Raw genomic sequence first — 14353 nt, 5'->3', positions numbered from 1 at the left:
TTGGTGGATCGGTACGTGACGCTATTACCTACTGATCGCTGCCTCCGTGCCAAGCGAGCAAGCGGGTGGCTGTTTCGCGAAGCGCAGAAGCGCAAGCAGCGAGCGAAGCAGTTAAGCGCTTGCTCGCGTCGCCAGTCCAAGTAATGCCGTTGTAGGGGTTGGTCAGAATTTCAGGCAAAAAAAAGCCCAGTTGCAAAACGAGGAGAAAAGCAACCGGGCAGTCAGGGTCTTTCAGGGGAATCGAACGATGGGCACCATGATAACCATGCTAACCATCGTTCAGTGACCATGCACTTCACTTCATTGTCACAGTAACTTTGAGGGCCGGTGATGCTAAAAGTTCCGGTTGAGTAACAAAAAACTTTAGTGCGCTTCGTCCCAGTTAGCGCCGCGACCGGCTTCAACCAATAATGGAACGGCCAGATCCGCGGCCGCCGACATCAGGCGACACAGCTCATCGCAGACAGGATCCAGCTGAGACTCAGCGACTTCCAGCACTAATTCGTCGTGAACCTGCATGATCATCTTCGCATCGACTCTATCGTCGGCGATCCACTTATCTACCGACAGCATGGCTTTCTTGATGATATCGGCGGCGGTACCCTGCATGGGCGCATTAATGGCCGTTCGTTCGGCAGCTTGCTGACGCATTTTATTGCGCACGTTAATTTCCGGGAGGTAGAGCCTCCGGCCAAACAAGGTTTCAACATAACCTTGCTCATGCGCCAAGGCTCGCGTGCGATCCATGTACTGGCGAACGCCGGGATAGCGCTCAAAATACACATCGATATAGCGTTGTGCCTCGCCGCGATCAAGATGCAGCTGCCGGGCAAGACCAAAGGCCGACATCCCGTAAATCAGTCCAAAGTTGATGGCCTTGGCTTTTCGACGCTGGTCGCCGGACACCGCGTCCAAAGACACTCCGAACACCTCAGCAGCCGTCGCACTGTGAACATCCAGGTTCTCTCGAAACGCCGCCAACAAGCCTGAGTCTTCAGACAAGTGGGCCATGATGCGCAATTCGATCTGCGAATAGTCCGCTGCCACGATCTGGTAACCCTCGGCGGCAATAAACGCCTGCCGAATTCGACGGCCTTCTTCGGTGCGAATCGGAATATTCTGCAGATTGGGATCTGAAGAGGATAAGCGTCCGGTCGCCGTCACTGCTTGGTGGTAAGAAGTGTGGATACGGCCCGTATTTGGATTGATCATTCCCGGCAGCTTGTCCGTGTATGTGGACTTGAGCTTGGACAGGCCACGATGTTCGATAAGCAACTTGGGCAATGGGTAATCCAACGCCAGTTCCTGTAGGACTTCTTCGGCCGTTGAAGGCGCGCCCTTGGGCGTTTTTTTCAGTATGGGAAGCTCAAGCTTCTCAAAAAGAATCTGGCCCAGCTGCTTGGGAGAGCCCAGATTAAAAACCTGGCCGGCAACGTTATGGGCTTCTTCTTCCAAAGCCTGGAGGCGTTGTCCGAGCTCGCGACTGTGTTCCCAAAGACGCTCTTCATCCAACAGTGCACCGCAGCGCTCCATGCGCGAAAGTACGGGCACCAGAGGTAATTCAATCTCCGTAAACACCGCTTCCAGGCTTGGCGTTTCCTGCAGTTTTGGCCACAAAGTCTCGTGCAGGGCCAAAGTCACCTCTGCATCTTCTGCGGCGTAAGCTGCCGCCTCTTCGATGCCTACTTTGTCAAAAGTAATCTGCTTGGCGCCTTTGCCCGCGACGTCTTCAAAGTGCGTCGTGCTGCGACCCAGGTACTTCAACGCGAGGCTATCCATGTCATGGCGAGTGCCGGTGGAGTCCAACACATAGGACTCAAGCATGGTGTCAAAGGCGATACCCTGCATCGCGATGTCGTAGCGCGCCAGTACACTGGCATCATATTTAAGGTTCTGGCCGAGCTTGGCCCGAGCTGGATCCTCAAGTAATGGCTTGAGCGCCGCCAACACGACATCGCGATCGAGCTGCGCAGGTGCGCCGGGATAACTATGTGCCAGCGGCACATAAGCGGCCTCACCGCGCTCAACGGCAAAGGATACGCCGACGATTTCAGCCAACATATAGTTCAGGCTGGTGGTTTCAGTATCAAAGGCAAACAACGGAGCCGCGGAGAGTTTGGCCAGCCATTCATCAAAGGTTTCCTGATCCAGCACAGTGACGTAATGCTGCTCCCGGGTGTCGACTTCCACCGGTGCATCATCGGTCAGGGCCTCACCTTCGAGCTCATCGATCCAGCCTTTGAATTCCATTTCCCTGAACAGTTCAAGCAATGCCGCCTTATCCGGTACTGCGTTCGCAAGGTCCGCGTAAGCCAGGGGCAGCTCCAGGTCTGTCGCAATGGTTGCCAGCGTGTAAGAGAGGTACGCATTGTCCCGCTCTTTCTCGAGCTTTGCGGCCATGGTCTTGGCACCACGAAAGCTCAGGGTCTCGACCTGATCGAGAGACGCGTAAATTTGATCCAAACTCCCAAGACCCTGAAGCAGGCCCAGCGCGGTCTTCTCTCCAACGCCAGGAACGCCGGGAATGTTGTCGACCTTGTCACCCATCAAGGCAAGGAGATCGATGATAAGTTCCGGCGGGATGCCAAACTTGTCGACAACCCCCTGCGGATCCATCACCGTATCGTTCATGGTGTTCACCAGGGTGACGAATTCGTTCACCAACTGGGCCATGTCTTTATCGCCCGTAGATACAATAACCGGCCAATTGGCTTCGCTGGCCTGCCGCGCCAGCGTACCGATGACGTCATCAGCCTCTACGCCAGGCTCACACAGCAGCGGCAGTCCCATACCACGAACAATGTCATGGATTGGCTGGACCTGCTCCCGCAGATCATCAGGCATTGGCGGACGATTGGCTTTGTATTCTGTATAAATGTCGTCGCGAAAGGTTTTGCCCTTGGCATCAAATACCACGGCAATAGTGCTGTCGGGATAGTCTTTTTGCAGGCGGCGCAGCATATTGATGACGCCTTTTACCGCGCCCGTTGCCACGCCTTTAGAGTTCGTGAGGGACGGCAACGCATGGTAGGCGCGATAGAGGTAGGACGAACCGTCAACCAGGATCAGGGGCGTCTTTTCACTCATATCAATGGTCCCAGATGTAACGTGCCGCGCGATAGGTTACTTTCATTTTGGCAAGATCCAGGGGCGCTTTAAAGAACCCGTGATAATGCCCGCGAGGGTTAATCAGAACGACATTCGCGCTGTGATCAACCTGATAATCCTCGCCTTGACCTGCGACTTTACGAAAAGGCGTGTTCAGCGCCGTTGCGAATCTAAATAAATCCAAAAACTCCCCGGTCACACCCGTAAAATCCTTATTGAAATACGGCACGTAGCCAGCCAGCTGCTCCACGGTGTCCCGCGCCGGATCCACGCTAATCATCACGACCCGCGTATCGCCGGCTTCGGTGCCTTCAAGTTGACCCACAAACTGGTCCAGAAAAGCCATTGTCGTAGGGCAGATGTCAGGACAATAGGTAAACCCAAAGAACACCAGCGTCCACTGATCCTTTAGCGAGTCTGGCGTAAACGGCTCACCACGATGATCAATCAGGGCAAACTCGCCAAAGTCCCGGGGCGGATCCATCAAATAAAGGCCGTTAGCCTGGAGCTCGCCATCGGACATCAACCGGGGCTGACCAATGCGGTGGACAAACCCCGCCACCACGATGAGCATAAAGGTCAGTACCAAAGCGATGGTCAGGCGAATACCGCGGCGCTGACGCGGGTCATGAGCTGTACTCATGCGGGGTAGGCCGGCAGAGGTAGTAGGTAGTGGTCTAGCAACATAATCAAAAACAAGAGCATGAGATAGGTGATGGAGTACTTAAACGCGTAGATCGGCGCGTTGGGGTTTTTCTCACGCCAAATCTCTATAGACCAATAGAAAAAGCGCAGGCCAAGCACGACTGCACCCGCAAGATAAAGCCAGTTGCTCAGACGTGTCGCGAAGGGCATCAGCGTTATCAAAAACATAATGATGGTATAGAGAATGATATGCAGCTGTGTGAAGCGCACGCCATGCGTGACGGGCAACATCGGAATATCAACCAGGGCGTATTCTTCGCGACGATGAATCGCCAACGCCCAGAAGTGCGGGGGGGTCCATGCAAAAATAATAAGCACCAGTAGCAAAGCGTGCCCGTGAATTTCGCCGGTTACCGAGGTCCAGCCCAGCAGTGGCGGTGCCGCGCCCGCGAGCCCGCCAATGACGATGTTCTGTGGCGTCGCCCGTTTCAAGAACAATGTGTAGACGAACGCATAGCCCACCAATGATGCAAAGGTTAGCCACGCAGTCAGGGCATTGATCCAAATAAGCAAAATGGCCATACCCGCCACAGCTAGTGACAGGGCAAATATGACCGCATTGCGGCTGCTCACTCGGCCTCTGGCCAGAGGTCGGTTGCGGGTGCGCGCCATGTGCTGATCGATGCGTTGATCTACAACATGGTTAACCGTCGCAGCTGAGGCCGCGCAGAAGGCAATGCCCAGATTACCAAGGATGAGCGCGTCCAACGGCACCCATCCAGGCACCGCCATGCACATGCCTATCACCGAGGTGAGAATCATCAGTGCAATCACACCGGGCTTAGTCAGCTCTAGATAGTCCCGCCATACGGCGCGAGTATCGCTGTCATTGCCTGAAACGGAAGCTGATTCAGCCATTAGAATTCTTCATCAGGAATTTGAGATCCGAGATCACGTCCTTGTAGCTCACGGTCTGGTCGTAGCGCATCATGACCCAGCCCGCTGGATCCATGACATACCAGCTATCCGGATACTGAGAATACTCGGGAAACATCGTCGCGAAGTTGCTATCGGAGGCATGCCAGAGGCTCATGCCTCGCTGCTCCCCCGTGACGTAGGCAGCAAAGCTTTCCGGAAGCGGTCGTTGATCGCTAAGCTGGGTAACGTCCAGAGCGAGCGTATCTAAAGGCGCATCAGTAATCATGACTCGCTGCGCACGGCCAAGCTCTTTACCGAGCGCCATATGGATTTGACGAACCTCGTAGAGTCGCTTCTCACAAGCGGCCCCGCAGCTTGCACCGCGCTGGGGCACTACTAGAGCCCACATGGGAGAGCTCCCGGGAGCAAAACCGTTACCATCAGCATCCTGCCATCCGGCCTCGGTCGCCTGTCTTGGCGGCTGTACTAATTGACCACGATTAGCCGTACCTAGTGCACTCACCAGATCCAGCTGGCCATTAGCCACGAAATACCACATCCAGCTTGCCGCAAGAACGACGATCACCGGTATTCCGGCAATCAATAGCAGCGTCATTCGACCGTTGCCGGGCTTAGGCGCCGTGCTTGGCGTACTTTGATTCTCTACGCGGTCCACGCGCTCATTGCTCCTTTGTATCTGCGGAATCGGGAGAAGTAGACCCCCGACGAAGGCTTAAAATGTTGCTGCTACGAAACACAAAAAACAGTAGCAAAGCGGCGGCCATGGTAAACCATTGAAGCGCGTAACCTTGGTGTTTTTCCGGTGACACGTTCACCACAGGCCAGTCCCGGCGGAAGCCCGTAGGCTCTTCCGCTGCCAGGCGCAGTTCCGTGGCAAAAACACTTCCGGCAAGCTCATCACTCAGTACGTCGTGCAAAGCGTCAGATCCAGCTGTTTGCACAAGCAAGGGCCACTCCCACTCAACAAATTGATCCTCGGCCAGAAGGTAGGGTTCTCCCGGAGGCACATAGGCAGTCGCGCTCAAGGTGAACTCATCCAGCGGAACATCAACCTCTGGAAGGCTACGGCGCGAGGAGTCCCCCGACACCCAGCCACGATTCAACAGGACATATTGCTCACTGGCTTGGTCGTAGAACAGACCATACACATCGTGACCGTAGCGGCCATCACGCATTTGGTTGTCCAGAAAAATAACGGCGTCAGGCACGTAGTGACCACTCACTGTCACTTTGCGAAAGGCCAGGCTGTCTTCGGAAACATTCACGAGATCGGTTAAACTTACCGCGGGGGCCATCGCCCGCTGGCTTTCCCGCAACGCGATATCAGTCTTTTCTTCCGCACGATCCAGCTGCCAGAAACCGAGCACTATCAGCCCGGGAAACAACAACAGCGTCATCAGCGTAGTACGCCACTCCAGATCAAGCTTCAGCGCCGCCACGGTGCAAGCCCCCCCATAATCGACTGCCGCGAGGCTCCGCTATACTGTGGGCTTGGCTTCAACAAGGTACAGGCTGTGCTGAAATTTTTAATCATCCTTTTCATGATAATGCTGGTGGGAAGCCTCGTCAGTGGTGCGTACTTCCTGATGGTTGATCAGGGCGACAAAACCAAACGCCGCACACTCAATTCATTGGGTGTACGGCTGGGATTGGCTTTGAGTTTGATGAGCTTGATTATTTATGGCGTTGCGACGGGACAGCTAGGTCATCGCAATCCCTGGGACGACGGCCCTCAAGGGACCGCCACTCAGGCACCTACTGTAAAAAAACAGTAGCTTCCATCAGAGGATATAAACAAACAGAAAGAGGAATACCCAAACCACGTCGACAAAGTGCCAGTACCAGCTCGACGCCTCGAATCCAAAATGATCACCGGCAGTGAAGTGGCCGCCGCGCAACGATCGCATCAGCTGGATCGCCAACATGGTCATGCCCATGAATACATGGAAACCGTGAAAGCCCGTCAGCATAAAGAACGTTGATCCATAGACACCGGAGCTCAGCGTCAGGCCAAAGTGTGCGTAGGCTTCGTAGTACTCAGCAATCTGCAGAATGACAAACAACACGCCTAGCGCCACGCTAGCGCCTAACCATATGTTGAATTTCTTCTTGTTGCCATCGAGCAAACCGGTGTGCGCGATGTGCACAGTCACGGATGAAGACAGCAGAATGATGGTGTTCCACAAGGGCAGCCAGGCATACCAGTGATGTGCTTCGGCAAAGGCCATACTTTGCTTGGCGCTGGCGAAGGAGCCGTTATTAGCAATCAGCTGATCGGCGGCACCGCCCACGGCTTCCTGGGGCGTCTGCATCATGGGCCAGCTAAACTGAAAGCCTTCCCACAGCAGATAGTTCATGCGGCCGCCTTCACCTTCCCCGGCCAACCACGGTCCTGCCAGGTTGCGGACGTAAAATAGCACGCCAAAGAACGCAGCAAAGAACATCACTTCTGAAAAAATAAACCAGTACATGCCAAGTACATAGGATTTTTTGAGCTGGCCGCTGGCCATTCCGGCGATGTTCTCGCGAACCGTTGTCCGAAACCAAACGAACAAAGTAGCCGCAAAAACAAAAAGTCCAACATAAAGAATGGTAGGAGAAGCTTCTCCCGCCTCACCAAAGGTCAGTTGATTGATGAAGTTGGCCGCACCAAAAACGCTGAGAACCAGGCCAATGGTCGCCATTATGGCCAGTGGACTCTTCTCTGGTACGTAATACTTTTCGTAATCTGTGGAGGTCTCGCTTGTCATTGAATTTTCTCTCCAGTTAAACCGCCGGTCCCCCTGACCGACAGCTGTTAGCGTACGGCAACGGCGCCTTGCGCCATGTCTGTTACGTCAAACAAGGTATACGACAATGTGATTGTCTTAATATCGCTAGGTAGCTCGCGGTCAATAATGAACTGCAAGGGCATTTCCACCGAGGTTCGTCCATCCAGTGGCTGCTGGTTAAAGCAAAAACACTCCGTCTTGTGGAAGTATTCAGCAGCACGAGATGGCGAAACGCTTGGGATCGCCTGAGCAATCATCGCTTGTGGTAATGGGTTGCGCGCCAGGAACACCGTGTCGTTAGACGCTCCGGGATTCACGCGCATCATGGTCCTGGACGGCCGAAACTCCCAGGGCATGCCATCGTTGTTCGTCGCAACAAACTGGATGGTGATCTCCCGGCTTTCGTCCACGCCAGCCTGCACCGCCGTATAAACCTCTCCTGAGGTTTTGCCATTGATGCCCAAAGCATCGCAGAGCACGTTATACAGTGGAACCATTACCACGAACACAAAGGCAAACATCGCCACCGCTACCGTCACCAACTTGATGACGGTATCGATGGAGGGATTAGCGTTTAACCGCAGCATGTTCGCTCCTAGCTACTCGTCAATTGATCAGGAGTGCGCGTGCGTAGGATCAATAGTCGGCGGCACTTCAAAGGTATGATAGGGCGCTGGCGTAGCCACCGTCCACTCAAGGCCTTCTGCTCCCTCCCACACTTTCTCATCGCTCACTGGCTTGCCCGCTACGATGGTCGCAACCACGTTGTAGAGGAACAGGATCTGAGATCCACCGTAGATGAAGGCACCGATGGACGACATCATGTTGAAATCAGCGAACTGCAGCGCGTAGTCAGGAATACGTCGGGGCATGCCCGCCAGACCCACAAAGTGCTGCGGGAAGAAAGTGATGTTAAAGCCTATAAACGAGATCCAGAAGTGGGTTTTACCCATGGTCTCGTTGTACATGCGTCCACACCACTTAGGCAGCCAGTAATAAATGGCAGCTGACATGGAGAACACCGCACCGGCAACCATCACGTAGTGGAAGTGAGCTACTACAAAGTAGCTGTCGTGGTACTGGAAGTCTGCCGGCGCGATGGACAACATCAGGCCGGTGAATCCACCGATGGTGAACAGCACCAAAAAGCCGATGCTAAACAGCATGGGTGTCTCAAAAGACAAAGCGCCGCGCCACATGGTGCTGACCCAGTTAAAGACCTTCACACCGGTTGGTACCGCGATCAACATCGTCGCGTACATGAAGAACAGCTCTCCGGCGACAGGCATACCCACGGTGTACATGTGGTGCGCCCAAACGATAAATGACAAGAAAGCAATCGCCGCCGTGGCATAGACCATAGAGTCGTAGCCAAACAGCGGCTTACGGCTAAAGGCTGGGATGATCTGAGAAATCACACCAAATGCCGGCAAGATGATGATGTATACCTCGGGATGTCCGAAGAACCAGAAAATGTGCTGGAAGAGTACGGGGTCACCGCCACCGGCCGCCGAGAAAAAGCTGGTGCCAAAGTGAATATCCATCAACATCATCGTCACAGCCCCGGCAAGTACCGGCATCACCGCGACAAGCAGGAAGGCCGTGATCAACCAGGTCCAGACGAACAGTGGCATCTTCATGTAGCTCATGCCCGGTGCGCGCATGTTCATCACTGTCGCGATGATATTGATCGAGCCCATGATGGACGACAGACCAAGGATGTGGATCGCGAAGATAAAGAAGGTCACCGACGGTGGTGCATAAGTCGTCGACAGCGGTGCGTAGAACGTCCAGCCAAAGGCTGGTGCACCACCTTCCATAAATAGCGTAGATGCGAGCATCAGGAACGCGGGTGGAAGAATCCAGAAGCTCCAGTTGTTCATGCGCGGCAGAGCCATATCCGGCGCGCCGATCATCATGGGAATCAGCCAGTTCGCCAAACCCACGAAGGAGGGCATGATCGCCCCGAACACCATCACGAGTCCGTGCAAGGTGGTCATCTGGTTAAAGAAAGCCGGCTCCACAAGCTGCATACCGGGCTGAAAGAGCTCTGCGCGAATAATCATCGCGAAGGCGCCACCCATGATAAACATTGCGAAGGAAAACCACAGGTACATCGTGCCGATGTCCTTGTGGTTGGTAGTAAACAGCCAGCGGCTAATGCCTTTAGCGGGTCCGTGTGCCATGGTTAATACTCCCCTCAACCCTTCTTGTAATTGAATACATCAATGGGCTGAACCATATCGCCCATATTGTTTCCGAATGCGTTGCGCTGATAAGTGATCACCGCCGCCATTTCGACGTCGTTGATCTGACCACCAAAAGCTTGCATCGCCGATCCCGCCACACCGTTAATACCGATGTTCAGGTGCTGACCCAGCTCACCGGTCGCGACCGGTGATCCTGCAATGGCATTTCCGACGCCGCCTTCACCGTTAGCGCCGTGACAGGCCAGGCATGCACGGGCGTAAACCGCTTTGCCGCGATCCATAAGCTCATCCATAGTGAAAGTCTGGGCCATTAGCTCACGCACCTGCGCGGCTTCTTGCTGCTTTTCACCTTGCCACTCGGCAAATTCTTCCTGGCTTACAACCTCCACAACAATGGGCATAAAGCCGTGGTCTTTACCGCAGAGCTCAGCGCACTGACCGCGGTAGATGCCTTCTTCTGTTGCCAGGGCCCAGGTCTCGTTAATGAATCCGGGAACGGCATCTTTCTTAACCGCTAGCTCTGGGACCCACCACGAGTGAATCACGTCGTTAGCAGTCACCAGAAAGCGAACCTTGGTATTCACGGGAATAACCAGCGGCTCATCAACTTCACGGAGGTAGTTCTCGTTCTTATTTGCCGAGTTATAAATCTCTGACTGCGGTGTTTTGAGGTTGCTGAAAAAAGTGACGTTTTCGCCATCTTCTGTCAGATACTCGTACTTCCACTTCCACTGATATCCCGTGACCAGAACGTCTATCTCGGCATCATCGAAGTCGTAGATCTCAAGCAACGTAGACGTTGCTGGAACCGCCATGGCAATCAGAATCAGAAAGGGGACCACGGTCCAGGCAATTTCGACCTTAGTGCTTTCATGGAACTGCGCAGGTACCACGCCGCGAGATTTGCGGTGATAAATGATGGAGTAGAACATCACGGCAAAGACAGCGATGCCGATCACCACACAGATCCATAGAATGGTCATGTGAAGATCGAAAATCGACTGACCTACAGCGGTAACGCCGGGGTCCATATTGACTGAACTTCTGCTGCCATCAGCGGCTTGAACAGCCCCTGAAGACAATGCCAGTGCCGAACTAACCGCGGCTGCGCCTTGAATAAACGCTCGGTTGATTGCTCCCTGCATTACCGGGTCTCCATCAATCTGCTGTGTCATTGCGTCTTAGGAGCGATTGCTCCCAAGACTCCAAATCTATTTGTATCGGCGAATTCGGGTTGATTCGACCGGAACACCTCAACGGAGGTTGCTCGTAAAATACGCGCGCCTACATGCTATTTCTGTGCGATTAGTCGTCCAGAAGCGTCTTCGGCGTGTATTTTTTCGCCAGCAATAAACCATGTTTCTCCCGGGTTTACATGACTGACGGCGACAGGGTGGTTAGAGTTGTAGCAAGTGTGGCACGTAGCCACTTCCCCCTGAAGCGCGGCGATTATAGCGAAAGCTTCTCCATAAACCTACTAACGCGCTGATTTACAAGCGATTTGGCAAATGCCCAAAGGAAGCAGTTTTGCACAGGGATAAACCCCAACATATAGCGATACGGCGGACCCTGGACGTCAAGATATGGGCTATTGCCTGGCCCGCTATCGTCGCAAATATCTCGATTCCCTTAATGGGCCTCGTGGATGCGGCACTGCTTGGACACCTTGATAGCCCCACACACCTCGCAGCAGTGGCCGTTGGGGCCGCCGTATTGTCGTTTTTGTACTGGGGCTTCAGCTTTTTGCGTATGGGCACCACGGGCGAAGTGGCTAGAGCAAATGGAGCGGGAGACGAGAGACGAGCGCTACTGGCACTCGCACGCTCAGCACTCATCGCCCTATCCGTTGCAGGATTATTGCTGCTATTTCAGGGACCATTACTCGCACTGGGCTTTGCCATCATGGGTTCACGGCCGGAAATTTACGTTCCAGCGGATAACTATGCCGCCCTGCGTTTACTCAGTGCCCCGGCGGTCCTACTCACCTACACAGCTGTAGGTTGGTTTATCGGTCATCAGGACACGCGGTGGCCCCTGCGCATTCTGGTCGTTACCAATCTGATCAATATCGTGTTGGATGCGCTATTTATTCTGGGCTTGGGGCTTGCCAGCAGCGGCGCGGCTATTGCGACGGTCATCGCCGAGTACGTAGGCCTGTTCATCGCCATCATTGGACTTAGAAAACACTGGGCGTCACTGTTTAGCGCAGCACTTTGGGCGCAGCTACGCGACCTAAAGCCCTACCTACATCTGCTGCGCAGCAATTTAAGCCTGTTTTTTCGCACTCTCACTCTGTTGTTCGCATTCGCGTTTTTCACCGCAGCCGGAGAAGCTCTCGGCCCCGAGGTGGTCGCAGCCAATGCGGTGATGATGCAGTTTTTGCTGTTCGCAGCATTTGCCATGGACGGGTTTGCCTATGCTGCAGAAGGTTTAGCCGGGGAGGCACTTGGAAGCGGCGACACCGAACGCTTCTTCCAAGTTAGTCGGCGCTGCGCGCTTTGGACCGGCGTGTCTGCACTTGTCATCAGCACGATAATTTTACTCAGCAAGCCTTGGCTCTTTCCGCTACTCACCGGCTTGCCAGAGGTGCTAGCCGTTATGAGCGCCCAGGGTTTGTGGCTGGTTGTGTTACCCGTCATTGCGGCGCCAAGCTATCTACTGGATGGTCTTTTTATCGGGGCAGGTGCCACACGGGCGATGATGCTCAGCATGCTGTTTAGCGCATTTTTGATCTATTTGCCCTGTTGGTACGTGACCACTGGGCTTGGAAATCAGGGCCTCTGGCTGTCCTTCGCGGTATTTAACGCCAGCCGCGGGATCACCCTGGCTTTGAGTTTTGGGTACTTCACTCGTCAGCGTCGCTGGCAGTATTGGAGCCAGGATCTAACAGCCTGACCACCTGTACCGGGGTTTCTACTCGACGCGCCGAGGCTCGGCTTACGCGGGTTTTTACTTCTTCTGGGGCCGGCGCCGCAGGCCGCCCCTCGTTAAACCCACAGGCAACGCACTCGCGCTGATCACTGTCCAGATCAACAACAATTTTGTCCATTTCTGCGCATCGCGGGCAAACAGCGCCTGCGATAAAACGCCTTCGACTCTGAAAACCAGTCATTGGTACTTCCTCAAGATCAAACTTCTCGCTCGCGATGCCCCGCTTCGGCTAAGTAAAACCATGATTGCGCGCTGCCTGAGCAGACGCGGTGGCCTGCAATCGCATTTGGGGCCACAATAACGCACTACGGGAGTACCAACGAGGGCAAAACACACCGTGCATAAGCATTACAGCAAAATGAGTCTGCGCAGCTTTAGAGAACATACGCCGCAACTGGGCAATCGGGTTCTTATTGACCCCAGCGCCGTCGTACTCGGAGACGTCAAACTCGGTGACGATGTTTCGGTATGGCCAGGAACCATCATTCGCGGTGATATGCATTCTATTCGCGTCGGTGCCAGAACCAGCGTTCAAGACGGCAGCGTCCTGCACATTACGCATGCCAGTGACTTCAATCCCGCTGGCTGGCCTTTGAGCATTGGCGAAGAAGTCACTATCGGACATAACGCCACCTTACATGGCTGTACCCTAGGCAACCGCATTCTTGTAGGAATGGGCGCCGTGGTCATGGACGGAGCCGTAGTCGAGGACGATGTTGTTATTGCCGCAGGGGCACTGGTCACGCCAAAAAAACGCCTGGAAAGCGGATATTTGTATGCCGGCGCTCCGGCGAAACAGGTTCGCAAGCTAAGCGAGAAAGAAATGGCATTTTTTAGCTACAGCGCGGGTAATTATGTCCGCTTAAAAGACGAGCACATCGACGAGCTCGACAAAGCGGCGGATTAAACTCAGGCCGCCGCGGCCATCACACCTCGCAGCTGCTGAATCACCGGTTGAGTTTCCGGACGCTGGCGATGCCACACGTAAAAAGATTCCGCCGCCTGCTCAACCAGCATTCCCAGACCATCACTCACCGCCCAGGCAGCGTTGTGTGCTGCCCACCGCATGAACAAGGTCGGTTGTGCGCCGTAAAGCAAGTCATAACAACAGCAGCGCTCACTCAATATGCCCGGCGGAAGTGTGGGGGCCTCCCCATTAAGCCCTGCACTATTGGCATTGATGACTAAATCAAACTGCTTGTCTGCCAAAGTCTCATAACCTCCCGCAGTAAGTTTGCCCAACACCCCAAACTCTGTCGCTAAGGTTTCGGCGCGCTCTACGGTTCTATTGACGATGTGCACTGAATCCGGCATCTCGCGCATCAAGGGCTCCAGCACGCCGCGCACGGCGCCTCCAGCACCAACAATCAACACTCGCATCCCCTGTATCCGCCAGCCTAAGTTGGCGACCATATCTCGCACCAAGCCCACACCATCGGTCGTATCGCCGTGCAGCACACCCTCGGGATCGCGCCACAAAGTATTCACCGCCGTCGCTCGCGCGGCGCGTGGCGTCAGGTCCATGGCCAGGGCGGCAGCCTGCTCCTTAAAGGGCACGGTGATATTGAGCCCGCGGCCACCGGCGTCAAAGAAGGCCGTGACGGCACGGTCAAAATCATCCAGCTCGACTCGCAGGGCGCGATACTCCAAATGCACATCACCTTGCCGCGCAAATGCAGCATGTATCAGCGGCGAACGGCTGTGCTTGATGGGGTTGCCAAACACTGCAAATCTCAGCTTGTCACTCAT

14 protein-coding genes are annotated in these 14353 nt (G+C 54.5%); 3 read left to right on the top strand and 11 right to left on the bottom strand.

The annotated features are described in order from the left end of the window. Nucleotides 1–363 precede the first annotated feature (363 nt). From polA to ACI9KD_RS08340, 5 genes are read right to left on the bottom strand one after another with little or no spacing between them, the layout of a single operon-like run. On the bottom strand, nt 364–3087 hold the full coding sequence (gene polA / locus ACI9KD_RS08360; protein ID WP_414980709.1) for a DNA polymerase I: 2724 nt from the start codon (nt 3085–3087) through the stop codon (nt 364–366). A 1-nt stretch (nt 3088) separates the two neighbouring features. Further along, nucleotides 3089–3751, bottom strand: a complete 663-nt coding sequence (locus tag ACI9KD_RS08355; protein WP_414980708.1) for an SCO family protein — start codon at nt 3749–3751, stop codon at nt 3089–3091. Further along, nucleotides 3748–4671, bottom strand: coding sequence for a heme o synthase (cyoE, locus tag ACI9KD_RS08350; protein WP_414980707.1), 924 nt, complete (start codon nt 4669–4671; stop codon nt 3748–3750). Before cyoE ends, ACI9KD_RS08355 begins: the two co-directional genes overlap by 4 nt. After that, a complete protein-coding gene (locus ACI9KD_RS08345; protein ID WP_414980706.1) occupies nt 4664–5347 on the bottom strand; it encodes a hypothetical protein in 684 nt (227 codons plus the stop codon). Before ACI9KD_RS08345 ends, cyoE begins: the two co-directional genes overlap by 8 nt. 4 nt (nt 5348–5351) lie before the next feature. Further along, nucleotides 5352–6131 (bottom strand): SURF1 family protein, encoded by a 780-nt coding sequence (locus tag ACI9KD_RS08340; RefSeq protein ID WP_414980705.1) that lies wholly within the window; start codon nt 6129–6131, stop codon nt 5352–5354. 75 nt (nt 6132–6206) lie between these two features. Here ACI9KD_RS08340 and ACI9KD_RS08335 point away from each other — a divergent pair, with 75 nt between their 5' ends. Next, entirely contained in the window at nt 6207–6467 is a 261-nt protein-coding gene (locus ACI9KD_RS08335) for a DUF2909 domain-containing protein (RefSeq protein ID WP_414980704.1), read from the top strand. 6 nt (nt 6468–6473) lie between these two features. On the opposite strand, the gene ACI9KD_RS08330 is transcribed toward ACI9KD_RS08335, so the two are convergent. From ACI9KD_RS08330 to coxB, 4 genes are read right to left on the bottom strand one after another with little or no spacing between them, the layout of a single operon-like run. Beyond that, a complete protein-coding gene (locus ACI9KD_RS08330) occupies nt 6474–7442 on the bottom strand; it encodes a cytochrome c oxidase subunit 3 (RefSeq protein ID WP_414980703.1) in 969 nt (322 codons plus the stop codon). 47 nt (nt 7443–7489) lie between these two features. Further along, nucleotides 7490–8050 (bottom strand): cytochrome c oxidase assembly protein, encoded by a 561-nt coding sequence (locus ACI9KD_RS08325; RefSeq protein WP_414980702.1) that lies wholly within the window; start codon nt 8048–8050, stop codon nt 7490–7492. A 27-nt stretch (nt 8051–8077) separates the two neighbouring features. Further along, complete coding sequence (gene ctaD, locus ACI9KD_RS08320) at nt 8078–9649, bottom strand: cytochrome c oxidase subunit I (protein ID WP_414980701.1); 1572 nt, start codon at nt 9647–9649, stop codon at nt 8078–8080. Between the two features lie 14 nt (nt 9650–9663). Beyond that, nucleotides 9664–10818, bottom strand: a complete 1155-nt coding sequence (gene coxB / locus ACI9KD_RS08315; protein WP_414980700.1) for a cytochrome c oxidase subunit II — start codon at nt 10816–10818, stop codon at nt 9664–9666. 382 nt (nt 10819–11200) lie between these two features. On the opposite strand from coxB, the gene ACI9KD_RS08310 reads away from it, so the two are divergent. Beyond that, entirely contained in the window at nt 11201–12568 is a 1368-nt protein-coding gene (locus tag ACI9KD_RS08310) for an MATE family efflux transporter (RefSeq protein ID WP_414980699.1), read from the top strand. Here the strand turns inward: ACI9KD_RS08310 and ACI9KD_RS08305 are convergent. Continuing rightward, the gene (locus ACI9KD_RS08305; protein WP_414980698.1) at nt 12519–12785 is read right to left on the bottom strand and encodes a YheV family putative metal-binding protein; all 267 of its coding nucleotides are present in this window, start codon (nt 12783–12785) and stop codon (nt 12519–12521) included. The two genes, ACI9KD_RS08310 and ACI9KD_RS08305, sit on opposite strands and share 50 nt — an antisense overlap. 177 nt (nt 12786–12962) lie before the next feature. Between ACI9KD_RS08305 and ACI9KD_RS08300 the strand changes: the two genes are divergently transcribed. Next, the gene (locus tag ACI9KD_RS08300; protein WP_414980697.1) at nt 12963–13511 is read left to right on the top strand and encodes a gamma carbonic anhydrase family protein; all 549 of its coding nucleotides are present in this window, start codon (nt 12963–12965) and stop codon (nt 13509–13511) included. Between the two features lie 2 nt (nt 13512–13513). Here the strand turns inward: ACI9KD_RS08300 and aroE are convergent. After that, nucleotides 13514–14353 (bottom strand): shikimate dehydrogenase (aroE, locus tag ACI9KD_RS08295; RefSeq protein WP_414980696.1); only part of this gene is annotated, 840 nt, incomplete at its 5' end.

The organism is Congregibacter sp. (assembly GCF_047617445.1).
Classification (GTDB): domain Bacteria; phylum Pseudomonadota; class Gammaproteobacteria; order Pseudomonadales; family Halieaceae; genus Congregibacter.
The sequence above is the reverse complement of the archived record's forward strand: the minus strand, read 5'-3'. Positions and strand labels throughout refer to the sequence as shown.